Here is a 23,454-nt window from a genome sequence, read left to right as displayed (position 1 = left end):
ATACGAAGGAGTAAGACATTATGAATTAACTACTGGAGGTTTACACATATGCGTAAATTTGAATTTTATAATCCTACCAAGCTGATTTTTGGACAGGGTACCCTTGAAGCCTTGAAGACGGAGGTTCCTAAGTACGGTAAAAATGTGCTTTTGATGTACGGTGGCGGCAGTATCAAGCGTAGCGGTTTGTACGATAAAGTAGTTGCTGAGCTGAGTTCAATAGGCGCTACAGTGACTGAACTCTCTGGAGTAGAACCCAATCCACGTCTTTCCACAGTACATAAAGGCGTAGAGCTGTGCCGGGAGCATAATATTGACCTTGTTCTCGCAGTAGGGGGCGGAAGCGTATTGGACTGCGCAAAAGCTGTTGCTGTTGGAGCGAAATATGATGGTGATATGTGGGACTTTGTAGAGCGTAAAGCAGCGGCCCAAGACGCGCTTCCACTGGGCACAGTGCTGACAATGGCTGCTACGGGATCTGAAATGAATAACGGCTCCGTAATCACAAACGAGGTTACTAAGGAAAAAATGGGCTGGGGCAGCGTGCATGCCTACCCGGCATTTTCGATTCTTGATCCAGAGAACACTTTTTCTCTGCCACGTGATCAGACCGTTTATGGCATGGTGGATATCATGTCACATGTTCTGGAGCACTATTTCCATACAGACGGCAATACACCGGTACAAGACGGTTTCTGTGAAACTTTGCTGCGCACTGTAATTGAAACCGCGCCGAAGCTTATCGAAGATCTGAATAACTACGAGCTGCGTGAGACCATCATGTACTGCGGTACGATGGCGCTTAACGGAATGGTCAGCATGGGTTTTGCCGGAGATTGGGCGACTCATAATATCGAGCATGCAGTATCGGCTGTATACGATATTCCGCATGGCGGAGGTTTGGCGATTTTGTTCCCGCAATGGATGAAATATAACCTCAGCACAAACCCTGCACGTTTCCGCAAGCTTGCGGTAAATGTGTTCGGAGTTGATCCTGCTGGCAAGACTGATGAAGAAATCGGGTTGGAGGGTATCGAGGCTCTGCGTAATTTCTGGGATTCCATCGGTGCTCCGAAGACACTTGGTGATTATGATATTGATGACAGCGAGATCGGCAGTATGGCTGACAAGGCTGTTCGTTTCGGAGCGTTTGGTAATTTCCGCAAGCTTGAGCGTGAAGATGTAGTTGAGATTTATAAAATGGCTTTGTAAGTAACTCTTCTACGGAAAGAGACCATTTGTCTTTATTCAAGAAGCCGCAATAGAATGTCAAAGAAGCGGATCCTCCGTTAATGGAGGATCCGCTTTTTTGTGTTTATGGTCTAGTGTGACTTGCTCCTCTTGCACAACTTCACTCGCCCACGTCCCAAGTTCCGCTACCGCCGACTGCGCCTCCTATGCTTCTGACCGTAAACTCCGCTGCCGCTGCCCGCGCCTCCGCTGCCGCTGACCGCGCCTCACTGCCGCTGATCGCACCTCAATGCCGTTGACCGTACCTCACTGCAGTTGGCCGCACCTCATCAATCACTGTTCGCACCCGTAATCTAATCCGTCGACCGTCCTCGGGAGTCTTACGGTCCCAGCTGACGTTATTTACGAATTTTCAGCCTTTTGAGCAAGTTTTCGGACACCAGAGACACTACAAATTTTGCTGTTTAGATTAAGTAACTTTCCAACAAAAATCAGCGCCTCAGCAACTATTGGACGGCTTTGAGAACAACCCCATCGTATGTAATAAAACAGTGTCAATGTGCGTATGCTTATCCTCTGAATGGAACTTATTTGGGTGAATATCCAAAGATTGTGAAACCAAGGACCTACTTTGTACGTTTAATGTAATATGACAGTCCTGATTGAAGACAGGAGGAAATAAAAATGCAAACGCTGTATTTAGGCTGCTTGGCGCTAGGCGTCATATTTGCCATAGTCAGCGTCCTGGTGGGCGATGTGATCGGAGATGCCTTGCATGGGGCCTTTGATTTCGTATCTGTAGATTTTCTGAATCCCACCGTGCTGGCAGGAGGAATAACCGTGTTCGGCGGAGCGGGCATTCTTCTAACCCGGTACAGCGCTCTGGAAGCTGGGGCGATCATTGCTTTGTCTTTGTTAGCCGCCGCTTTTTTGGGAGTACTTATGTATCTAGGGGTGGTTAAGCCCATGGAAAAAAGCGAAATGTCCAATGGTTTCTCAATGAGTGATCTGCCTGGTAAGATCGGGGAAATCACAATTCCTGTTCCCGCCACTGGTTATGGTGAGATTATGGTAAAGTTTGGCGCCGGCAATAGCCTGCATACGGCAGCAAGCTTTGATCATGAGCTGCTTCCGGCAGGGATTAAAGTTGTTGTAGTGGAGGTTAGAGAAGGCGTTGCATTGGTGTCAGAATTCGAAAAGAGAAGAGGAGTGGATCTTTAATGTTCGGTATTCCTGAGTATTTGTTAGTCCCTGCTGTTGTCGTTGCTGTTTTGTTTGTGCTAGGTATCGCATTCTGGGCACGTTACAAAACGGTTGGACCCGATGAAGGGATGATCGTAACGGGGTCGTTCTTAGGGAAAAATCATATTTCAGACGATGGTTCTGGTCGTAAAATAAAGATTGTACGCGGGGGCGGTGCCTTTATACTCCCAGTCTTTCAGAAGGCTGAATTTATGTCGCTTCTTTCTCATAAACTCGATGTGACGACCCCGGAAGTATACACCGAACAAGGGGTTCCGGTTATTGCCGACGGCGTAGCGATCATTAAAGTGGGTAGCTCAACGGAAGATGTGGCGACAGCTGCTGAGCAATTTATGGGCAAACCGATTGAAGCACTGAAGAGCGAAGCACAAGAAGTTCTTGAAGGTCATCTGCGGGCCATTCTCGGTTCGATGACCGTTGAGGAAGTATATCGTAACCGTGACCGCTTTGCGCAAGAGGTTCAAGGCGTGGCGGCACGTGATCTTAAGAAAATGGGTCTGCAAATTGTTTCCTTTACCATCAAGGATGTGCGAGACAAACATGGATATCTAGAGGCACTGGGTAAACCGCGGATAGCTGCTGTGAAGCGGGATGCAGAGATCGCTGAAGCAGAAGCAGTGCGGGATGCGAGAATTCAAAAGGCAAACGCAGAAGAGCAAGGGCAAAAAGCTGAGCTGCTGCGGGATACGAATATTGCCGAAGCCTCTAAGGAAAACCAGCTTAAGGTGGCTGCGTTTAAACGGGATCAGGATACAGCGAAAGCGGAAGCCGACCAGGCTTATCATATTCAAGAGGCACGTGCAAAGCAGACCGTTGTTGAAGAACAGATGAAGGTTGAGCTGGTACGTAAGGAACGTGAAATCGATTTGCAAGCCAAAGAAATTCAAGTTCGCGAGAAGCAGTATGATGCTGAAGTGAAGAAAAAAGCAGAAGCGGATCGTTATGCAGTAGAGCAAGCGGCGGAAGCCGATAAGGCGAAGAGAATGCGTGAGGCAGATGCCTTGCAATATAGTATTGAAACGCAAGCAAAAGCGACATCTGAGCAGAAGCGTCTTGAAGGTCAAGCGATGGCGGATGCAGAGCTGGCTAAAGGTACAGCGGATGCTGAGGTTATCCGGTTGCGCGGTCTAGCGGAAGCAGAAGCAAAAGAGAAACTGGCGGAAGCTTTCCAGAAATTCGGCGAAGCAGCGGTGCTCGACATCATCGTCAAAATGCTGCCTGATTTGGCTGGCCAAATTGCGAAGCCGCTGGCATCTATTGATAAACTTACCGTTGTAGATACCGGTAATGGGGAAGGTGCAGCCCGGGTCAGCAATTATGTGACTCAGCTAATGTCCACCGCTCCAGAGATGCTGAAGAGCGTCTCAGGGATTGATGTAGAGGCACTGATCAAGGGGCTGACCACTAAAGCTTCCGGAAGCAAAGGAGCATCAGTTACACCAACCGCACCAGTTGCCCCTGCAACTTATATTCAGCCATCAGTAACATCCAGTGCAGCCAGCGAGACTTTAACTTCTCTGCCTGAACAAAAGGAAAAATAGTTTAATGCAAATTATATTGATTTAATTTACTTAAGGTATGACTGGCAAAGCTGCTGGTCATACCTTAATCTTTATGTTTTGATCTAAATCAGACAACATGATAAAAAGCTCCTGCGTTTACAGGTGATTTTTGATGAAGCTTATAGCTTATCGAAATACCATGGGAATTATTGTATAAATGGACATCGTCGCTTTCACTGGTGTTTAAAGATTTTTTCAGGTAAAATAAAAGCCTTTAAGGCTGTTCACTCTGATCTACTAGCTTAGTAAGGACACAGAGTGTTCTTCTAATATGCAATTCTTGGTGTTATGATGGTAGCAAAGCTTGTATTTATCGTACGATTTCTTATTGCGAATGCTGCTGGAAGTTAGGTGTTTAGAAATAAAAGAGGTGTCAAAAATGAGTAGCATAACAGTGGCGAAGGTGTTAAATAACAACGTTATCATTGCCCAGCATCCTCAATATTCTGAGGTTGTAGTTATCGGTAAAGGGATAGGGTTTAACCGCAAGCTGCGTGATCAGATTAATCTATCCTCCGTGGAGAAGATGTTTATTCTTCGTAGCCAGGAGGAGCAGGAACAATATAAACAGCTTCTTCCCCAAGTGGATGAGAAGTTGATTGAGGTCGTTCAAGAAATAGTATTACATATTATGCATTGTAACCGTCAGCCGCTTAATGAGCATATTCACATTGCACTTACCGACCATATTTCTTTTGCTATCCGTCGTTTTGAACAAGATATCCCAATTCATAATCCATTTTTGTATGAAACTAAGGAGATTTATCCTGAGGAATATAAGATGGCAGAATATGCGATTGGACGGATCAATGAGGCTATGGGCGTGGAATTGCCGGTGGATGAGATAGGTTTTGTGGCTCTTCATATTGTCAGCGCACTTAGTAATAGGCAAATTTCCGAGGTTAGACAACATTCTCTCTTGATTGGAGAGCTGGTTGGGTTAGTCGAGAATTATCTGGACTATCGAATCCCACGGGATTCACTTGATTACTCAAGACTGGTAACCCATCTGCGATTTGTTCTAGAAAGATTACGCCGTGGAGAGGCGGTACAAGAGACCTCAACCCTGGATGGACTCATGAAACGGGAGTATCCTGAGATGTATTCGTTGGCTTGGAAATTAACAAAAATTATCGAACAGCGTGTGCGAATTCCCGTGTATCAAGCTGAGGTAAGTTATTTGACGATTCACCTGCAGCGTATTGCCCAGAAAAAAGTGGACGAACAAGATATGGACAAGAATGGTGAAGCTCCTTAAAGTGCAAAAGTTGTAACAAATCATGGTTTCAAAAAAAACGCTTGCTACTTAAAAAAAACGATGCTACAATGTTCACTGTCATCAACAAAACAGAATATCGAGCGTGTAACTGATTCGATCAGGCATGAGTGAATTACAGTATTTTGGTTGTTAACCCCCTTCTTGGGGCAATCTAACGATAGCGTTAGATTACAACTTCTATACTGTGTTGCTCATGCCTTTTTTGGCATCTGTTTTAGTGAAATTAATGAAAGGAGTAACCTAAATGTTTAAAAAGTTGTTTGGTGTTTTACAAAGAGTTGGTAAAGCTCTGATGCTTCCAGTAGCTATTCTGCCTGCGGCAGGTTTGCTTCTTGGAATAGGAAACATGCTGGTAAACCCAGACTTCCTGCAATATGTTCCAGCACTGGAGAACCATGTTGTTCAGGCTGTTGCCAACGTATTGATGAATTCAGGACAAATTGTATTTGATAATCTAGCCTTACTCTTCGCGGTGGGGGTTGCGATAGGTTTAGCCGGGGGTGAAGGTGTTGCGGGTCTAGCTGCCATTATCGGTTTCCTCGTAATGAACATTACGATGGGTACAGTTATTGGTGTTAATGATTACGTTCTAAGCCAAGGCGACTTCTCGTATGCCAGCGTATTAGGGATTCCAACACTGCAAACAGGGGTGTTTGGAGGTATACTCGTCGGTATATTGGCTTCGGCCATGTACAAGCGATTCTTCAAAATTGAGCTTCCTTCTTACCTAGGTTTCTTCGCAGGTAAACGTTTCGTACCGATTATGACGGCGGTAACAGCTCTAATCTTGGGCTTGTTACTGACAATAGTATGGCCACCTATTCAACATGGTCTGAACTATGTGTCACAAAGTATGATTGATACGAACAAAACGCTTGCAGCGTTTATCTTCGGAACGATCGAACGTTCGCTCATTCCTTTTGGACTGCATCACATTTTCTACTCTCCATTCTGGTATGAATTTGGTACCTACGTTGATAAAGCTGGAGAATTGGTACGTGGTGACCAACGGATCTTCATGCAGCAGCTTCGCGATGGAGTAGACTTCACAGCAGGGACATTTACTACGGGTAAATATCCATTCATGATGTTTGGTCTTCCAGCAGCGGCTTTGGCTATCTATCATGAAGCTAAACCTCAGAATAAAAAGATCGTCGGAAGTTTGATGATTTCCGCGGCATTGACATCGTTCTTGACAGGGATTACTGAGCCGCTCGAATTCTCGTTCCTATTCGTGGCTCCATTGCTGTTCGCTGTACATGCTGTGTTTGCAGGTCTGTCCTTTATGACTATGCATATTCTTGATGTTAAAATCGGCATGACATTCTCGGGTGGTTTTATCGATTTTGTGCTCTTCGGTATTATCCCGAACCGTACAGCTTGGTGGCTGGTTATTCCGGTAGGTCTGGCCCTTGCCTTAATTTATTACTTCGGCTTCCGGTTTGTAATTCGGAAATTCAATCTTATGACACCGGGTCGTGAAGAAGATACGAATGAAGAAGAAGAAGTGAATACGGAGTCTGTCTCCAGAGCCGGTGATGATCTACCGCGGAACATTTTGTCCGCTCTAGGTGGTAAAGAAAACATCACTCATCTAGACGCTTGTATTACCCGCCTTCGTGTTGAAGTTAAAGATAAGGCAGGCGTAGACAAGAACCGTCTTAAGAAACTTGGTGCATCAGGTGTGCTGGAAGTGGGTAATAACGTTCAAGCGATTTTTGGCACACGTTCAGATACGATTAAATCGCAGATTCAAGATGTAATTAACGGAAAGACACCTGCGGCTTCAGCAGCTCCAGTAGTGGTTACTCCAGAGCCAGAAGAAGAACAACAGGCAGGTGAAGCTGGTGAAGCGATTATCAAGGAAGATATCGTATCTCCAGTAAACGGTGAATTGTTGGATATCACAGAGGTGCCAGATCCAGTATTCTCCCAAAAAATGACGGGCGACGGCTTCGCGTTTCTATCCGAAGATGGGAAAATTGCTTCACCGGTTTACGGTAAGGTATTTAACGTGTTCCCGAGCAAACATGCCATCGGTATTATGTCTGACGGAGGCAAGGAAGTGCTCGTTCATATTGGGGTTAATACGGTTAAGCTTAAAGGTCAAGGCTTCACGGTATTAGTTGAAGAAGGCGATCTTGTAGCGGCTGGGCAACCGATTATGGAAGTGGATTTAGAGTATGTAAAAGCACATGCACCTTCTGTAATCTCACCTGTTATTTTCTCGAATTTACCAGAAGGCTCTTCTGTAACATTGAAGAAGCCGGGTAAGGTTTCTATAGGAGACCAAGACATCATTACGATTCAGTAAAAGTGCAAGGGCCGATGCTTCTTTGTTCATACAAGGAAGCGAAGCTTTCACTATAAATTTAAAATACTCTAATAACAGAAAGCGAGTTGGATAATATTATGCAAAAAACATTCAGAATTGTCGATGAAGATGGAATTCACGCACGTCCAGCAACTGCCTTGGTAAATACAGCGACAAAATTCAAAGGTACAGAAGCATTTGCAGAAGCTAAAGGTAAAAAAGTAACTTTGAAATCCATTCTTGGCGTATTGTCATTGGGTCTTGAAGCTGGAGATACTTTGTCTTTGATTACTGAAGGAAGCGAAGAAGCAGAAGCTTTGAACGCTCTTCAAGAAGTAATGATTAAAGAAGGGCTAGGGGAAATCCATGAATAAGATTTCAGGAATCGCGGCTTCAGCAGGGATTGCAGTAGCCCGTGCTTTTATCCTGAAACATCCGGATTATACGATTACGAAGACAGGTATCAGTGATACTGAAGCAGAAGTCGCTAAGTTGAATGATGCACTCGCCAAATCAAGAGTGGAGCTGCAAACGATTAAAGAGCGTACTTTGGCAGAGCTGGGGGAGAAAAAGGCTGAGATTTTCGAATCACATCTGCTTATTCTTGATGACCCAGAGCTGATCAATCCTGTAATTGATAAAATCCGTGAGGAATCGGTTAACGCGGACTATGCGCTAAACGAAGTGGCTACGCAATTCATAGAGATGTTTGAAAATATGAAGAGTGCCTATCTGCAGGAACGTGCAGCTGACATGCGTGATGTTACCAAGCGCTTGCTGAACCACCTGCTGGGCATTCATTATGTAAGTCCTGCAGAAATCAGTGAAGAAGTAATCGTGATTGCTCAAGATCTAACACCATCGGATACAGCACAGCTTAATCGTAAGTTCGTTAAAGGCTTCACAACGAACATTGGTGGACGGACTTCTCACTCTGCAATTATGGCACGTTCTTTGGAAATTCCAGCGGTTGTTGGAACTAAAACGGTTCTATCAGAAGTGAATTCTGGCGATTTGGTGATTGTCGATGGTCTGAACGGAGACGTTCTGATCAATCCTAGCGAAGCTGAAGTGGAAGAGTACACTCGCAAGCAGGAAGCTTACGACTTGCAAATCGCAGAATGGAAGAAACTTCGCGACGAACCAACAGTATCAGCAGACGGTAAACATGTTGAGCTAGCTGCCAATATTGGTACACCAAATGATGTGAATGGTGTAATTGAGAATGGTGGCGAAGGTGTAGGTCTGTACCGCACTGAGTTCCTTTACATGGGTCGCGATAAGCTGCCTTCTGAGGAAATCCAATATAACGCCTACCGTACTGTACTTGAGAACATGAAGGGTAAGCCGGTAGTCGTACGTACCCTGGATATCGGTGGCGATAAAGAGCTGCCTTATCTGGACCTTCCGAAGGAAATGAATCCTTTCCTTGGTTTCCGTGCGATCCGTCTGTGCTTGGATCGTCAGGATATTTTCCGTACTCAACTACGCGCATTACTAAGAGCAAGTGTTCACGGGGATCTTCGCATTATGTTCCCTATGATAGCTACGCTTGGTGAATTCCGTGCTGCGCGTGATCTTTTGCTCGAAGAGAAAGCTAAGCTTCGGGAAGAAGGTAAGGAAGTATCAGACAACATTCAGCTCGGCATAATGGTTGAGATTCCATCAACTGCTGTACTGGCTGACCAGTTTGCTAAGGAAGTTGATTTCTTCAGTATCGGTACGAATGATCTTATTCAATATACAATGGCTGCTGACCGTATGAATGAACAGGTATCTTACCTGTATCAGCCTTACAATCCAGCCATCCTGCGTTTGGTCAAAAATGTAATTGATGCAGCCCATGCAGAAGGTAAATGGACAGGGATGTGTGGTGAAATGGCTGGTGACGCAACAGCTATTCCGCTGCTACTGGGTCTTGGTCTTGACGAATTCAGCATGAGTGCAACTTCCATTCTGCCAGCGCGCAGTCAAATTTCTAAATTGTCGGCTGCCGACATGAAGGATTTGGCTGCAAAAGCTTTGCAGCTTGGCACGGCTGAAGAAGTAGCTGCACTTGTTCAAAGTATCGCTAAGTAACTTTTTACGCATGCATTAATCCGTTTTAGCGTTCTACTGTTTTCCAACTACTATTGCCGACTTCCGATGGCTGGAGGTCGGCTTTTTTATGTTTTTTAATCTATAATTTACTTTAATTCGACCTCATTTACTGTTCACTGTTTATTTTCTTTATTGCGCAGATGTCTATACCGATAGTATTAGTAATGAGCATAAAGTCGATAAGGAACCCAAACCTATAAATATGTCGTACATATAATAGTAAGGATCCATAGAAAGTTTATACTCCATTTGCCGACTTGCAGCGCTGTGCAAGTATTAATATGTAATTAATTGGTAATATATGGACTTATAAGCAACCCCACAGGTTAGGTGGGGAGCCATAGGATGGTGTTAATTCATGAGTAAAAATTATATAAATGCAGAATTGATGATGGAAGTCTATGAGGGTAAGGATTTAGGCTTGACGTATTCAACGGAGTACAGTGTCTTTAAAGTCTGGGCACCTACGGCTCTTGCTGTGTCCCTTGTCCTGTACGAAACAGGTGGTTATCGACTGAATGCTGAGTCACATAAGAGTGTTGTGGACAGTGGTCGAATTGTATATATGCAGCGTAGTAATGGCGGAGTCTGGCAGACCAAGTTATCAGGTGATCTAAAAGGGAAATATTATATGTACCGTGCTGTTTTTGCAGATGGTAATGTGACAGAAGCAGTAGATCCTTATGCAACAGCCGTATCAGCTAATGGTTTAAGATCGGCAATCGTTAATTTGCAGGATACGAATCCAGAACATTGGGATCAGGATGTAGCGCCTCCGTTACAGCATCCTGCCGACGCAGTGATTTATGAACTGCATGTTCGTGACTTTTCCTCACATGAGAGCTCTGGTATGTATTATAAGGGTAAATTCAAAGCATTTACCGAATTTGGATTAAAGGATCCGGCAGGAAATACAGTGGGGATTGATCATCTGGCTGAATTAGGGATTACCCATGTTCATCTGATGCCGGTATTTGATTTTCAGACCGTGGATGAGCTGAAGGTGGTTAATCGGGGTTCCTCCATAGCTAATGTGGACTACAATTGGGGGTATGATCCCCAGCATTATAATGTACCTGAAGGATCTTACAGCACCGATCCTGCCAATCCTGGCTTGCGGATCCGTGAATTTAAAGAGATGGTGCAGGCCTTGCACAGCCGCGGGATCGCGGTAATTATGGATGTCGTTTACAACCACACTTATGCTGTGGAGAATGGACCTTTTGAGCCGCTTGTCCCAGATTATTTCTATCGCCGCGATTTTATGGGACGTTTGTCGAATGGCTCCGGGGTTGGCAATGAGCTGGCTACAGAACGTCCGATGGTCCGAAAATTTATTAAGGACTCCCTATCTTATTGGGCTGCGGAATATCATATCGATGGTTTCCGGTTTGATCTGATGGGTCTGATGGACAGTGTTACCATGCGGGAGATTACGGAAGAGCTCCGTCTAGAAGTGAATCCGAATCTGTTGCTTTACGGTGAACCTTGGACGGGTGGAGATTCTCCGCTGGCCACTAAAACGCTAAAAGGTGTACAACGGGGCAAGGGTTATGCTGTCTTCAACGATAACTTTCGTTCAGCGATCAAAGGGGATAGTGATGGCTTCGGAAGAGGGTTCGTGACAGGCGAATACGGCAAAGAAGGTGCTATTGCAGCCGGAATTAAAGGAGCAATTCATGAGTTTACGGACTCGCCTGTGGAATCTGTGAACTATGTAACTGCCCATGATAATTTGAATTTATGGGATAAGTTGCTTATCGTTCAAGGGGGGAGCCAGAAAGCTGATTTTCCGGTAATCGCCAACATGGATAACGAGGATCTGGAAGATGCAGTGGCCCTTGCCAATCCATACGTGAATGTAGATCCGGAGAACATTCTCGGTAATGAAACTGTACGTCGTTCCTTGCTTGCTAACGGAATTATTCTGACATCGCAAGGGATACCTTTCCTGCATGCTGGAGATGAGCTCCTGCGCAGTAAATTTGGAGATCATAACAGCTACCGAAGCGGTGACGCGATCAACTCGATCCGCTGGAATATGAAAAGCGTATTTAAGCCCGTATTTCAATATTATAAAGGCCTGATCGAGCTGCGGCGCACACATCCGGCATTTCGTCTGCATGGCCGCCAGGAAATTGAACGTTCGTTGGAATTTCTGCGATGTGATGGCGGAATAGTATCGTATCTTCTTAGAGGCCATGCAGGAGGCGATCTTTGGAACAATATAACCGTTATCTTCAATGCTAATAATGATCGAATGACGGTGGCTCTTACTGAGATTTCTAACGGGTGGAGTATAGTAGTAGACCATACCCATGCAGGTACAGAAGCCCTCCGCAGGATCGAAGGCAATGAGGTAGAGGTGGAAGGGTTGTCGATGATGGTCCTTTATGATGAATGTGGTGAGCCAGCCCCACGCTCTAAAATCATCGAAATACACTATGAACGCCCAGATCGGAATTACCAAGGCTGGAATCTTTGGGTTTGGGATACAGGAATCCAGGATGGACAATGCGATTTCCGTTATATGGAGAACGGGCGTGCAGTAGCCCGCATCGAAGTGCTGCCAGATACCCAATCCATCGGATATATTTTGCGGCTTAATGATTGGGAAGAAAAAGATGGAGACGGAGACCGCTTCATTGATTGTTCTACGAATGGAGAGTTAACCAAGGTCTTAGTCCGGGATCGTGAACAGGAGATTGATGGAATTTCAGAGGATCATCTTCGGTTAAGCAGTTAGTGGCAATACAAAAAAAAGCTGTTTCAGGGTTGATTGTATCCTGAGACAGCTTTTTATTTGGTTTTATGGTTTTACAATGGTCTGGTCAGCAAACTCTTCGTCCACAAGCTCATAGTAAAGATTGGCTTTATTGCCACCATGGTCTTTGGAGCGGTACATCGCCAAATCGGCGGCACGCAGCAGTTCATTGATACTGCTTCCATGTTCAGGAAATAAAGCTACTCCGATACTCGCGGAGGTGTGGAAGCTGGACCCGTTATCAACAGACCAAGACTTATTGAACAGTTTAAGTAACCGCTGCAGCGTTTCATCAAGCATCTCTGGAGAAGTGAATCGATGCAGTACAACTGCGAATTCATCTCCGCCGATCCGGAAGGCCTGACCTATTCCTTTGACTGTATGCTGAAGTTCACGGGAGAGGAGCTGAAGAAATTCGTCTCCAGCCAGATGGCCTAAGGTATCATTTAGCTGCTTGAATCTGTCACAATCCAGCAGGGCCAGTGCAATTTTTTGCTTCCGTTCTCCGGGTTGTGTGATAAGGTTCTCCATATACATTTTGAAATGAGCCCTGTTGGGAATCGCTGTTAAATGATCATAGAAGGCTAGCTTATGTAGTCGTTCTTCGTATTGTTTTCGCTGGGTAATTTCTCGAGATAACAGCATGAATTGTGCTGGGAATTTACGGCTGCCGAGAACAGGTGACACCTTAGTTTCAAGCCATACCCATTGGCCTTCTGCTCCGCGCATGCGCAGTTCTGAAATGCGCGGGGTTCCCTGAACCACGCTCTTTAATTTAGCCCAGGCAATCTCCGGTTCACGTATGTAGTTGGATAACGGATCTCCTTTTTTAGGCACATAGCCTAGAATACTGGAGTGTGAGGGGGAAGCGTATAGAATCAACCCGTTAGGATCCGTCAAAATAATGAAATCAGACATGGTTTCACCGATTAGCTGATAAAGTGTTTGTTCTTCCAGCATTTCATTCTGGAGCCAGATGATTTTGCGTCCAAGGTAAATAATGACCAGGAGAAACACAAGTAAGAGGAGCGAATATAGGGAGAACAAAGCGCTTTTTTTATCCTTAAAACCGTCCGTTACTTGCAAGGCGTAGTTGCCAATCAAGTCCTCTGCTTGATCGAGATATGCTCTAGCTTCATTGAATTGCGAGTTTAGGGTGAGCGCAGAATATGAATCCGGATTCCAGCTACTCTTCGTCCGTTCCGTTATTAGCGTATGCCCTGAATTTTTCCACATGACAATAGTAGTTTCAAAGGAGCGCAGCTCGTTTTTTAATTCGGAAAGGATAATTCCACTTTGTTTCATATCACTGTAAGTTTTTTTTATACCGTTGATATTTGCTCTTGCTAGACTTATTCGTTCCTGCGCTTGAAGATTATTATCTATAAACTCCTTAGTGAACTGTTCACCTTCTGCGGCTGTTAGGTTTGGACCCATTGCGATTTGCAAGGCTACAGCAGCTTGATGCAGATCACGATCGGCGCTTAGTATGAGCTTAGAGTTCTGATATATATCATCATAAAGAGAATCTGACAATCTATTAATAGTGTGATTTAAATAGAGGAGCGAGGACACGCTGATCCCGACCAGAAGGACGGAGATTGCAGCGAAGACATAGAATAGTTTGCGTGTTACCTTAAATTCGAAGAACCCTGCCACAGTCATCTTCTCCCTGTATAAGATGATTAAGTAAATCTATTGCTGCTTAAGTAGAACCTGCAGAAGTCAATCTATGGTCAGGCGTAATTTAAATCAGTCACTGATGTTTGAAGGTGCTTTTGGAATAAAAGAGGTGTTGTATACATAGTGGGAAAACATAGGAAAGTGTACGTGTGAGTAAATGGTAGTTTCTAGTATATCAAGTATATAGGACGTGCTGCTTATAGAGCAATCTTTACTCATAATAATCCAAAAGACAAAATTTAAAGTTTAATGTATGGGCCTATTGAATTATCTATATTCAAACCGATGGATCCTATTACCCCACTCGATCATAAATGATACGGCTTACAGCTGCTGAAAAAAACTGCCCTTAGTCATAATGACTACAGGAAAGCTAATCATTCATTATTCGTTACGCAGTGCGTGAATGGGGTGAAGTCGTGCGGCTTTGTTCGCAGGCATCATTCCAAAAATCACGCCTGCCCGCCCCGATGCCAATCCAGCTTGTCAAAACGACAGATTTTGCATATAATAAAGAGACATATCTCTTGTAGTAAAGAGATACCTGACAATTAGCATGAATTGTGAAATGCAGTGATGGAGAAGAGTACACAGTGCCTGACTTACAGGGAGGAGACGCCGCGGATTGAGAGCGTTTCTAAGAAGCAGAGCTGTCGAAGTTCACTCCGGAGCAGTTCCCTGAATTCCTTAAGCTGTCTAATAGGGAAGGGTAGGGGATACCGGTCACAGACCGTTATTTCTGTATAAAGTGAGATAGGTATCTGTCCAGCCAAAAGAGGGAATGAAGCTCTTAAGGGGAACAGATCAGCTTGTCTAACAAGGGTGGTACCACGGTCTTTTCGTCCCTTACCGGGAGGAAAGGCCTTTTTTTGTTGAACTAGACAATGATTGAAGGGGGCTGTACACGGCCATGAAAGAGAAGTTGGAAGCATTGAAGGTTGAAGCGCTGGCTAAGCTGCAGGAGGTTATGGATCCGCAGGTACTAAATGATTTAAGAGTGAAGTATCTCGGTAAAAAAGGTGAGCTTACAGAGGTTCTGCGCGGTATGGGAGGACTTAGTGCTGAGGAGCGTCCGGTAATCGGGCAAGTGGCGAATCAGGTTCGCAGTGCTATTGAGGAGATTATCGGCGCGAAGCAGGAGGCTTTTCAAGAGCAGGAAACCCAGCAACGTTTGCAGGCTGAAAAAGTAGACGTAACCTTACCGGGTCGCCGTTTACAGCAAGGGGGCATTCACCCGCTTAGCAGAGTCGTACAGGAGATTGAGGATATTTTTATCGGCATGGGCTACCGTGTAGCTGAAGGTCCGGAAGTGGAGACCGATTATTATAACTTTGAAGCTCTAAATCTGCCTAAGAATCACCCGGCACGTGATATGCAGGATTCTTTCTATTTAACAGATGACCTGCTAATGCGCACTCAAACCTCGCCAGTACAGATTCGTACTATGCAGGCTATGAACGGTGAAGCTCCTGTTAAAATCATCTGTCCGGGTAAAGTATTCCGCCGTGATGATGATGATGCAACGCATTCCTTCCAGTTCCACCAAATCGAAGGTTTGGTCATTGGAAGTAACATTCGAATGAGTGATCTGAAGGGCACCCTGCAACAATTTGTGCAGGAGATGTTTGGACCGAATACAGGCATTCGTCTTCGTCCGAGCTTTTTCCCATTCACTGAGCCAAGTGTTGAAGTAGATGTAAGCTGCTTCAAATGTGGCGGCGATGGCTGCAGACTTTGCAAGCAAAGCGGATGGTTAGAAATCCTTGGCGCCGGTATGGTGCATCCAAATGTACTGAAAATGGGTGGCTATGATCCTGCTGAATACAGCGGCTTCGCCTTCGGAATGGGTGTAGAGCGGATTGCAATGCTTAAATACGGCATCGATGACATCCGTCATTTCTATAGTAATGATATGAGTTTTGTGAAGCAGTTCAAGGGCGTTTAGTTATTGTGGTGCGCTGGCTGATAGTGGCTGGAGAATGGGTTTTGGAGCATCTGATTTCCTTGTAGGGACCGTCTTTAATAGTGTGTAGCTGAAATTGAGTGCACTTCATCCGTTCTCCCACAGGAAGCAGCACGAACGACAGTGAAATAAATACATCTGAAACATAAAGGAAGTGAGCGGATATGAAAGTATCAACCGGATGGTTGGCTGATTATACATCGATTGAAGGAGTAACCGCCAAACAGCTAGCGGAGAAGATTACCGCTGCCGGCATTGAGATTGACGGCGTAGAGCGCCGCAATAAAGGCATTTCCGGCATCGTAACCGGCTATGTGAAATCAAAGGAAAAACATCCTGATGCCGACAAGCTGAACGTATGTATCGTGGATGCGGGCCAAGATGAGGATCTACAAATCGTCTGCGGCGCAAAAAATGTAGCTGCAGGTCAAACTGTACCTGTAGCACTGGTCGGTGCTAAGCTGCCAGGACTGGATATCAAAAAAGCCAAGCTGCGCGGCGTCCTATCGCAAGGGATGATCTGCTCGGCCAAAGAATTGGGACTGAATGATAAATTGCTTCCAAAAGAGCAACAAGAAGGTATTCTTGTGCTGCCTGAAGGGACAGAGATTGGTCAGGATATTTCCAAGGTCCTCGGCTTAGATGACGAGATTCTGGAATTCGATCTGACTCCGAACCGTTCGGATTGCCTCAGTATGATTGGTGCTGCTTATGAAGTAAGTGCGATTCTTGGGCGTGAAGTTAAATTGCCTGATCCAAAAAGCGAAATTATTGAGATCAGTGGTCCTGCTGCGGATTCCATTTCCGTCAAGATTGAAGATGAAGAATACTGCAGCCATTATGCAGTTCGTTATATTGCAGGTGTTAAACCTGCACCATCACCGCTGTGGATTCAGAATCGTCTGATGGCTGCTGGGGTTCGTCCAATTAATAATATCGTGGACATTACCAATTACGTGATGCTGGAATATGGACAGCCGCTGCATGCTTTTGATGCAGATAAAGTGCAAGGTGGAGAACTCGGCGTTCGTCTTGCCCATGAAGGTGAAGTTTTGGTTACACTTGACGGTCAAGAGCGTAAGCTAGAGCCGCAAATGCTCGTTATCGCTGATGGAGTTAAAGCTGTAGGTCTGGCCGGAGTAATGGGTGGACGGGATACAGAGGTTACTGCTGAGACGGTAAACCTTGTTCTGGAATCTGCTAAGTTTGATGGTGGTACGATTCGTAAAACCTCGCGTCAATTGGGACTTCGCTCTGAAGCCTCCCTTCGTTTCGAGAAGGAAGTGGATCCAAGTGCAGTTATTCCTGCATTGAACCGTGCAGCAGTGCTGATTGCACGTTATGCTGGCGGATCGGTCCATGAAGGCATCGTGCAAGCAGGAACTGACGCTGTTCAAGAGAAGGTTCTCACCTTGTCCTTAGAGAAACTGAATCGTTATCTGGGAACGGATTTGTCCTTGCTGGAAGTGAAGACATTGTTTGGCCGTCTACACTTCAAATGCGGAGATACCGCACAAGGGCTGATTGAAGTTCAAGTCCCAACCAGACGTGGCGATATCAGCTATGATGTTGATCTTATTGAAGAAATTGCCCGCCTGTACGGATATGACAATATTCCAACGACTCTAATTGAAGGAATTACAACGCCAGGAGCACTAACTCACAAGCAAGCGCTCCGTCGTGAACTGCGCCGCTTATTGTCACATGGCGGTTACCAAGAGGTGATGGGTTACTCCTTCATCCAGCCGCAACAAAGCACAATGTTCCCTGCGTTATCAGAAGGAGCAGTAGCGGTGAAGCTGGCTATGCCGATGAGTGAAGAACGCAGCGTACTGCGTACCAGCCTTCTTCCGCAACTATTGGATATTGCCAGCTACAATACCAATCGTCGTCAAAGCGACTTGGCATTGTTTGAAATCGGCAACGTCTTCTTCACGGATGAAGAACAGCTGACTCGCCAACCACGCGAACTGCCAGTGCTGGGGCTGTTGCTTAGCGGAAGCTTAACAGTGAAGCAATGGAATGTTTCGGCACAGCCTGTGGACTTCTTTGATTTGAAGGGTGCGCTGGAAACGGTATTTGCTCATTTAGGGCTGACTGATAAAATCGTCTATGTGGGAGACAGTCCAGAAGGATTTCATCCTGGGCGTTCCGCATCGGTATATTTACTCGGGAACGAGGGCCGTGTGAAGATCGGAACGATGGGGCAGATTCATCCGGATCTGCAAAGACAGCTGGATCTGGTGGATACTTATGCGGCAGAAATTTTATTGCAGCCGTTATATGAAAGTGCGCAAAGCCGTTTGCAATATAATGAGCTTCCGCGTTTCCCGGGAATGGAACGGGATATTGCTGTGGTCGTGGATTCCGCTGTACCAGCGGGCGATCTGCTGGCTTCCATCCGTGATAACGGAGGTACTTTGCTCCAGTCCGTACAGGTATTTGACGTGTACACTGGCGGTAAGCTGGAGAGTGGAAAGAAGAGCATCGCGATCTCACTGCTGTATCGTCATAGTGAACATACATTGACTGATGAAGAAGTAGGAGAGGTGCATGAGAAGGTATTAGCATCTCTTCAACAAACTTTTGGTGCAGAATTAAGAAAGTAGCAGGAATTGTGTAAAGCCGCAGCGAATCCATTTAGAAACTGAGATTCGCTGCGGTTTTTTCTAGGTAGAGTGCAAAGCGGAGAATATCAGCCATAATCTATTGAATATTAGGGATTTTGCCAAATGCTTACCAAAAAAGCTACAATAGAAGAAGTGAAACTAGCTTAGAATCCGCACACATACAAAGGAGGGCACAACTGTGGCTATGGACCGGACACGTGTCGCCGTGGAGATATACGGAACTTCCTATAAACTCGTCGGAAGCAGTACTGAATATATGAAACAAGTGGCCCGTTATGTTGATGAACATATGCGCACGATTTCTAAATCACACACCAGACTGGACACACCGCGTATAGCGGTGCTTGCAGCTGTACATATGGCGGAGCAGGCTATTCAGGTTCAGGACTTCAAAAATGAACTAAACATGATGACAGGTGAACGCAGTGAACTGCGATTGGAAGTATCTCGCCTGCTGGAGGTACAGCGGGAGCGGCAAGAAGAAATTGAGCGACTTGAAGCTGCGGCCAAAGAAGAGGCTGGGCGACTGATTGCTGCTGCTGAGGAAGAACGTAAGCGGCATTTGGAGATTCAGGAGAATGAACGCAAGGTACATGCGGAGCAGCTTCAGGAGGCAGTACAAGCTGTGGAAGTTGCACGCAAGAAGCTGGAAGAAGAATTGCTTGAGCGCGAGATAGAGCTGCAAGAACTGCGGACAAGCTACGAAGAAGAGCGGGCAGCTAGTCGTGAACAACAGCGGCAGGAACTGGCGAAGGCGGAAGCCATCCGCTTGCAGCAGCTGGAGGAGCAGAAGGCTGCTCATCTGCAAGAGCTGGAGAACATCCGAGAGACGCTGACCAAGGAGAAGACAGACACGCTGTCTGCTCTGCAGCTTGAGCTGACCGAGACCAAGTCAACACTGGAGGAAGAGCTTGAGGTTACCAAGTCTACATTAGGTAAAGAACTCGAAGATACCAGATTGACGCTGGGTAAGGAGCTTGAGGATACCAAGTTGACCTTAGGTAAAGAGCTTGAGAGTACCAAAGCGAAGTTGGGCAAAGAGCTGGCGGAAGAACGTGAAGCACTGCAGCGGGAGCAAACCAAGAATAAGGAACTGCGGCAGTCACAAGGCACTCAAGAGCATAGACATAAGCAAAGCATTCAAGAGCTGGAGAAACAGCTGGCGGAGCTTCGTGGTGGGACCGGGCAACTTCAGTCCAGATTACGGGCGGCTGAAGCCAGTCTTAAGAGTGAGCGAGATGCAAGACAGACGCTGCTTGGACAATATGAAGCGATTGTTAAACGTGAAGAACAGCTCAGTGAAGAGCTGCGCACAGCTACTGAGCTGGGCACACTGTTGAATGAGGAGCTGGAAGAGTTACGCCAGCGTTATCAACAGTCACAGAATGAAGCGACAGAGCTAAGAGCGTCTCTACAGGAGACGAGTGAGAATCTGCACCGTGTTCAGGAAGAACTTGCGGGATCAGCAGCAGAGGCGGCTAACTGGCAGGAGCTTTCGGATAAACGTATGGAAGATATTGGTGAACTGGAAATGAATCTGCTGGAGTCTGAGGAGAAATCCGTGTTGCTTCAGAAAGAGATCGACACGCTACGTGGGCAAGCCGATGGATTAGTACAGCAGCTGGATCAGGAGGTTCAGCTTCGTACAGATGCAGAACGCGAAACAGCGGCACTTCGGGAGCAAGGTGTGCAGGTTCAGAAGGAGCTGTCTGCGCTTCGTGTGCGTTATGAGGAATTGATTGCTCAATACGATGATGTACTGCAAGAAGGAGAACGCCTGCAGGAAAGATATCAACTGCTGCAGGAAGAAGGCGAAGAGGCAACACGACGCTTAGAAGAGCTGTCTGAAGCTAGTCGTGAAGCCGCTGCTACTGTTGCTGAGCAACAGGAAGTGCTGAAGGAAGCAGAGGCGTACGGAGCTTCTTGGAAGCACAAGTACGAGGAGCTATCCGATCGGCAGCTGCAGTGGACGGATCTCGAAGCGAAGCTGCGCGAGGAGATCGACATTTGGCAGCAGGAAGCCGGCGAGGCTGAGATGAAGCAGGAAGCTATTGATCGTGAACGTAGCGAGGTGCTTCAGCAGTTAGGTGAAGTTGGTGAAAGCTATGAAATGGTTCAAGGACAGCTTCGTTTGTTGCAGGTCCAGTTTGAAATGCGTCAGGAAGAGCTTGACAAGCTTACGGACGAGCATCGTAACCTTAAAGAGGAATATGCCAAGCTGCAAAATGAATATAATGAATGGATTCAACTGATCGAGCAGGACAGTTGAATGCCGGATGCAAGTAAGAGGGCTGACCTGATGAGTAGAGAGATCTATCTCGGGTCAGCACTCTTTATTAATGAGCTCAGATTAAAAAAACAGCCGATATCAGGGAGAATCCCTAATAATCGGCTGTTTATGTGTAATCTATTCCACGATGATAGTAGCTCTCATTCCGCTATGTCCGGAGCCACACATAATGGAACAGGTCATTTCGAAAGTTCCAGCTTCCTCTGGTACGATCACCTTTGAGGATTTTTTTTCATTAAGCTGCAGCTCGAACTCAGGAATAAGGATACCGTGATTGCCGTCATCATTTTTAAAAATGATTTTGACGGGTACACCCTTTTTTAGATGATATTCTTCCTGATCAAAGCTGTAATTCGTAGCTGTAATTATGAGTTCTGTTTCTGCCTCGATCTCCGGCTCCGATGTGTTAGCATTGCCAGCAGCACTATCATTGCTGTTCCCACAGGCTGTAAGTGCTATAACGAACACCATTGAAAGTAGAATTGCAAATTTTTTAATGATCTAAATCCCCTCCCAAGAAGTCCAAGCATAGTGAAAATGTGACAATTATGTAGACATCATAACTTAAAATTTAAGAAAGCGCTTTGATTAAATGTGAAAAATCTGTGAACAGGCAGACTGTTCAAACTTTGTCGTAAATTGCAAAAAAATGATGAAAATATAACTAAAATTTATTATAATGAAAGCTATTACATTAACGTCTAAAAGTAGGGGATACATATTACAAGTATTAACGATGCGCTAAGTACGGAGGTTTGGCACCGTAGAATCTTAAAAGGCTATTGGATGGTAGTCATTCTTTTATTAATCTCACAGTTGCTGTTTTTGTCGAATATTGACCGACTCCAAATAAAAACAACAATGGACACGAACCTGTGGCATTTATTTATAGCCTGTAATTTACTAATTGTGGTCCTTATGATTACTGCGGAGCTGTGGCTGCGTTATAGTAAACAGTCCCCTAAATATGGGGTGGTTAGCTGTGGTTTTTTAGTGTCCTACCTTATGTATTTTGTATTAGAGCCTTTTGTTGACGGTGCTCAGATGACACTTATGATGCCGATTATGGTTGCTCTTATTTATTTTGATCGTAAGCTCCTGTACATAATGGGGTTATTTAGTATTGTGTTTTATGCTGGGGTATATTTTGGGTTGGAACGGCCATTCCTACATAAACCGCTGCTTGAATTCTTGATGGTTGAGTGTGTATTTTTGGTATTTGTGCTGATGGCTATTGCAGTAATTATTCGTGCTCGTGAAGCGCGTATAAATTTAGAGAGATTAACGAAGGCGGGCCAAGATCTAATGGTGGAGAGGGCTATTTCGGATAAGCTGCTGAAGATTGACGCACTTACTGGACTCTATAATCATAAAACCTTTCATGAATATTTGGATTCATTATTGGAGCAATGTGAAAGCAACAACCTTCAACTGCAGCTGGCTCTTTTCGATATTGATAACTTCAAGCAAGTGAATGATACCTACGGACACAGGGTTGGAGACCTTGTGCTTAAGGTGATAGCGGACAAGGTAGGCGGTATGATTGAATTAAATGATTTTGCGGCTAGGTATGGCGGGGAAGAGTTCGCTGTGATTTTTACAGATAAAAGTTTCTCGGAGTCCTATGAAGCAGTAGAAAAATTACGGAAAAATATTGCTCAAATTGAACATTTGCAGGCTGGGAACAAGCCGATCACCGTTAGCATTGGAATTTGTGATTATCAGCTTGGGGATGGGAAAGAGCTTCTCTTCCGTAAAACAGACAAGGCGCTTTATACCGCTAAAAAGCAAGGCAAGAACAGAGTGGTCAACTGTGCTGAAAGTCATAAAGAGGAGATTGTGTCTTTTGCATAAAAATAACACAGAACCCCTTATTGCCGGAGAAGAACCGGGAATAAGGGGTTCTGTGTTGTGAAGAACTTTTGTTACTTAGCGGCCTCAAATGGAGTGGATACCGGCAGGAACAAGTCGATAATCCCAATGACCAGAGCTGCTAAAATGGCACCCAGAATGGATACGCTGACTCCGCTGACTACGAATTGAGCGACCCAGATAACTACCGCACTGACAATAAAGCCGACGATACCGCGACCGAAAGGCGTTGCTTTTTTGCCGAAGATTCCTTCGACTACCCAGCCGAGTAGCGCAATCACCAGTGCAAGGATTAGAGCGCTCCAGAACCCACCAACCGTGAACTGTGGAACAATCCAGCCAACAACCATCAGAACAAGCGCTGCGACCACAAAACGACCAACATGACTTAAGAAATTCACTGTACTAACCTCCTTTGGCCCATGCTAAGGATATGTGCAGTTCTTATTGTGACCTTATTACGTGATTCTATGCTTAAAAATAAGACCCAAATAGCGAAATTGACCTGAATTCTGTATAATGGAAACATCTATGAAGGGAGCT

Annotated in this window: 15 protein-coding genes and 1 other annotated feature; of the genes, 12 read left to right on the top strand and 3 right to left on the bottom strand. The window is 45.4% G+C overall.

All coding sequences use genetic code 11. From position 1 onward, the window contains the following. Nucleotides 1-48 precede the first annotated feature (48 nt). From MHH49_RS01845 to pulA, 8 genes are all read left to right on the top strand, one after another. On the top strand, nt 49-1,212 hold the full coding sequence (locus MHH49_RS01845) for an iron-containing alcohol dehydrogenase (RefSeq protein ID WP_036680996.1): 1,164 nt from the start codon (nt 49-51) through the stop codon (nt 1,210-1,212). A 663-nt stretch (nt 1,213-1,875) separates the two neighbouring features. After that, complete coding sequence (locus tag MHH49_RS01840; protein ID WP_036683577.1) at nt 1,876-2,412, top strand: hypothetical protein; 537 nt, start codon at nt 1,876-1,878, stop codon at nt 2,410-2,412. Beyond that, nucleotides 2,412-3,995, top strand: a complete 1,584-nt coding sequence (locus MHH49_RS01835; protein WP_052096883.1) for a flotillin family protein — start codon at nt 2,412-2,414, stop codon at nt 3,993-3,995. The genes MHH49_RS01840 and MHH49_RS01835 overlap by 1 nt, the downstream gene beginning before the upstream one ends. Before the next feature lie 400 nt (nt 3,996-4,395). Beyond that, on the top strand, nt 4,396-5,274 hold the full coding sequence (gene glcT / locus MHH49_RS01830; protein ID WP_036683575.1) for a glucose PTS transporter transcription antiterminator GlcT: 879 nt from the start codon (nt 4,396-4,398) through the stop codon (nt 5,272-5,274). A gap of 265 nt (nt 5,275-5,539) precedes the next feature. Next, nucleotides 5,540-7,609 (top strand): glucose-specific PTS transporter subunit IIBC, encoded by a 2,070-nt coding sequence (gene ptsG, locus MHH49_RS01825; RefSeq protein ID WP_036683572.1) that lies wholly within the window; start codon nt 5,540-5,542, stop codon nt 7,607-7,609. Nucleotides 7,610-7,707: 98 nt separating this feature from the next. Continuing rightward, a complete protein-coding gene (locus MHH49_RS01820) occupies nt 7,708-7,983 on the top strand; it encodes an HPr family phosphocarrier protein (protein WP_036683569.1) in 276 nt (91 codons plus the stop codon). After that, the gene (gene ptsP, locus MHH49_RS01815; protein WP_341137844.1) at nt 7,976-9,688 is read left to right on the top strand and encodes a phosphoenolpyruvate--protein phosphotransferase; all 1,713 of its coding nucleotides are present in this window, start codon (nt 7,976-7,978) and stop codon (nt 9,686-9,688) included. The genes MHH49_RS01820 and ptsP overlap by 8 nt, the downstream gene beginning before the upstream one ends. 379 nt (nt 9,689-10,067) lie before the next feature. After that, on the top strand, nt 10,068-12,455 hold the full coding sequence (pulA, locus tag MHH49_RS01810; protein ID WP_341137843.1) for a type I pullulanase: 2,388 nt from the start codon (nt 10,068-10,070) through the stop codon (nt 12,453-12,455). Nucleotides 12,456-12,518: 63 nt separating this feature from the next. Here the strand turns inward: pulA and MHH49_RS01805 are convergent, their stop codons facing one another. Next, nucleotides 12,519-14,132 (bottom strand): sensor domain-containing diguanylate cyclase, encoded by a 1,614-nt coding sequence (locus MHH49_RS01805; RefSeq protein WP_341137842.1) that lies wholly within the window; start codon nt 14,130-14,132, stop codon nt 12,519-12,521. 588 nt (nt 14,133-14,720) lie between these two features. After that, nucleotides 14,721-15,006: a binding site (T-box leader), on the top strand. 60 nt (nt 15,007-15,066) lie between these two features. Here MHH49_RS01805 and pheS point away from each other — a divergent pair. From pheS to MHH49_RS01790, 3 genes are all read left to right on the top strand, one after another. Continuing rightward, nucleotides 15,067-16,101, top strand: a complete 1,035-nt coding sequence (gene pheS / locus MHH49_RS01800; protein WP_038569531.1) for a phenylalanine--tRNA ligase subunit alpha — start codon at nt 15,067-15,069, stop codon at nt 16,099-16,101. Nucleotides 16,102-16,283: 182 nt separating this feature from the next. Then, on the top strand, nt 16,284-18,728 hold the full coding sequence (gene pheT / locus MHH49_RS01795) for a phenylalanine--tRNA ligase subunit beta (protein ID WP_341137841.1): 2,445 nt from the start codon (nt 16,284-16,286) through the stop codon (nt 18,726-18,728). 199 nt (nt 18,729-18,927) lie between these two features. Then, nucleotides 18,928-21,018: a hypothetical protein gene (locus tag MHH49_RS01790; RefSeq protein WP_076101561.1), complete on the top strand. Its 2,091-nt coding sequence runs from the start codon at nt 18,928-18,930 to the stop codon at nt 21,016-21,018. 138 nt (nt 21,019-21,156) lie between these two features. Here MHH49_RS01790 and MHH49_RS01785 read toward each other — a convergent pair whose 3' ends face one another. Then, complete coding sequence (locus MHH49_RS01785; protein ID WP_235219496.1) at nt 21,157-21,510, bottom strand: cupredoxin domain-containing protein; 354 nt, start codon at nt 21,508-21,510, stop codon at nt 21,157-21,159. A gap of 315 nt (nt 21,511-21,825) precedes the next feature. Here MHH49_RS01785 and MHH49_RS01780 point away from each other — a divergent pair, with 315 nt between their 5' ends. After that, nucleotides 21,826-22,893: a GGDEF domain-containing protein gene (locus tag MHH49_RS01780; protein ID WP_038569534.1), complete on the top strand. Its 1,068-nt coding sequence runs from the start codon at nt 21,826-21,828 to the stop codon at nt 22,891-22,893. Between the two features lie 71 nt (nt 22,894-22,964). Here MHH49_RS01780 and MHH49_RS01775 read toward each other — a convergent pair whose 3' ends face one another. Next, nucleotides 22,965-23,312 (bottom strand): phage holin family protein, encoded by a 348-nt coding sequence (locus MHH49_RS01775; protein ID WP_036683548.1) that lies wholly within the window; start codon nt 23,310-23,312, stop codon nt 22,965-22,967. Nucleotides 23,313-23,454: the final 142 nt, after the last annotated feature.

It is taken from the genome of Paenibacillus sp. FSL F4-0122, assembly GCF_038002845.1.
GTDB lineage: Bacteria > Bacillota > Bacilli > Paenibacillales > Paenibacillaceae > Paenibacillus_AQ > Paenibacillus_AQ odorifer.
Note: the sequence above shows the minus strand (reverse complement) of the source record. Positions and strands in the feature narration are given on the sequence as shown.

Coding starts and splice junctions, on each gene's coding strand:
- MHH49_RS01780 (WP_038569534.1), top strand. CDS start 21,826: ATGGTAGTCATTCTTTTATTAATCTCACAGTTGCTGTTTTTGTCGAAT.
- pulA (WP_341137843.1), top strand. CDS start 10,068: ATGAGTAAAAATTATATAAATGCAGAATTGATGATGGAAGTCTATGAG.
- MHH49_RS01840 (WP_036683577.1), top strand. CDS start 1,876: ATGCAAACGCTGTATTTAGGCTGCTTGGCGCTAGGCGTCATATTTGCC.
- MHH49_RS01820 (WP_036683569.1), top strand. CDS start 7,708: ATGCAAAAAACATTCAGAATTGTCGATGAAGATGGAATTCACGCACGT.
- pheS (WP_038569531.1), top strand. CDS start 15,067: ATGAAAGAGAAGTTGGAAGCATTGAAGGTTGAAGCGCTGGCTAAGCTG.
- MHH49_RS01845 (WP_036680996.1), top strand. CDS start 49: ATGCGTAAATTTGAATTTTATAATCCTACCAAGCTGATTTTTGGACAG.
- glcT (WP_036683575.1), top strand. CDS start 4,396: ATGAGTAGCATAACAGTGGCGAAGGTGTTAAATAACAACGTTATCATT.
- pheT (WP_341137841.1), top strand. CDS start 16,284: ATGAAAGTATCAACCGGATGGTTGGCTGATTATACATCGATTGAAGGA.
- MHH49_RS01785 (WP_235219496.1), bottom strand. CDS start 21,510: ATGGTGTTCGTTATAGCACTTACAGCCTGTGGGAACAGCAATGATAGT.
- ptsG (WP_036683572.1), top strand. CDS start 5,540: ATGTTTAAAAAGTTGTTTGGTGTTTTACAAAGAGTTGGTAAAGCTCTG.
- ptsP (WP_341137844.1), top strand. CDS start 7,976: ATGAATAAGATTTCAGGAATCGCGGCTTCAGCAGGGATTGCAGTAGCC.
- MHH49_RS01835 (WP_052096883.1), top strand. CDS start 2,412: ATGTTCGGTATTCCTGAGTATTTGTTAGTCCCTGCTGTTGTCGTTGCT.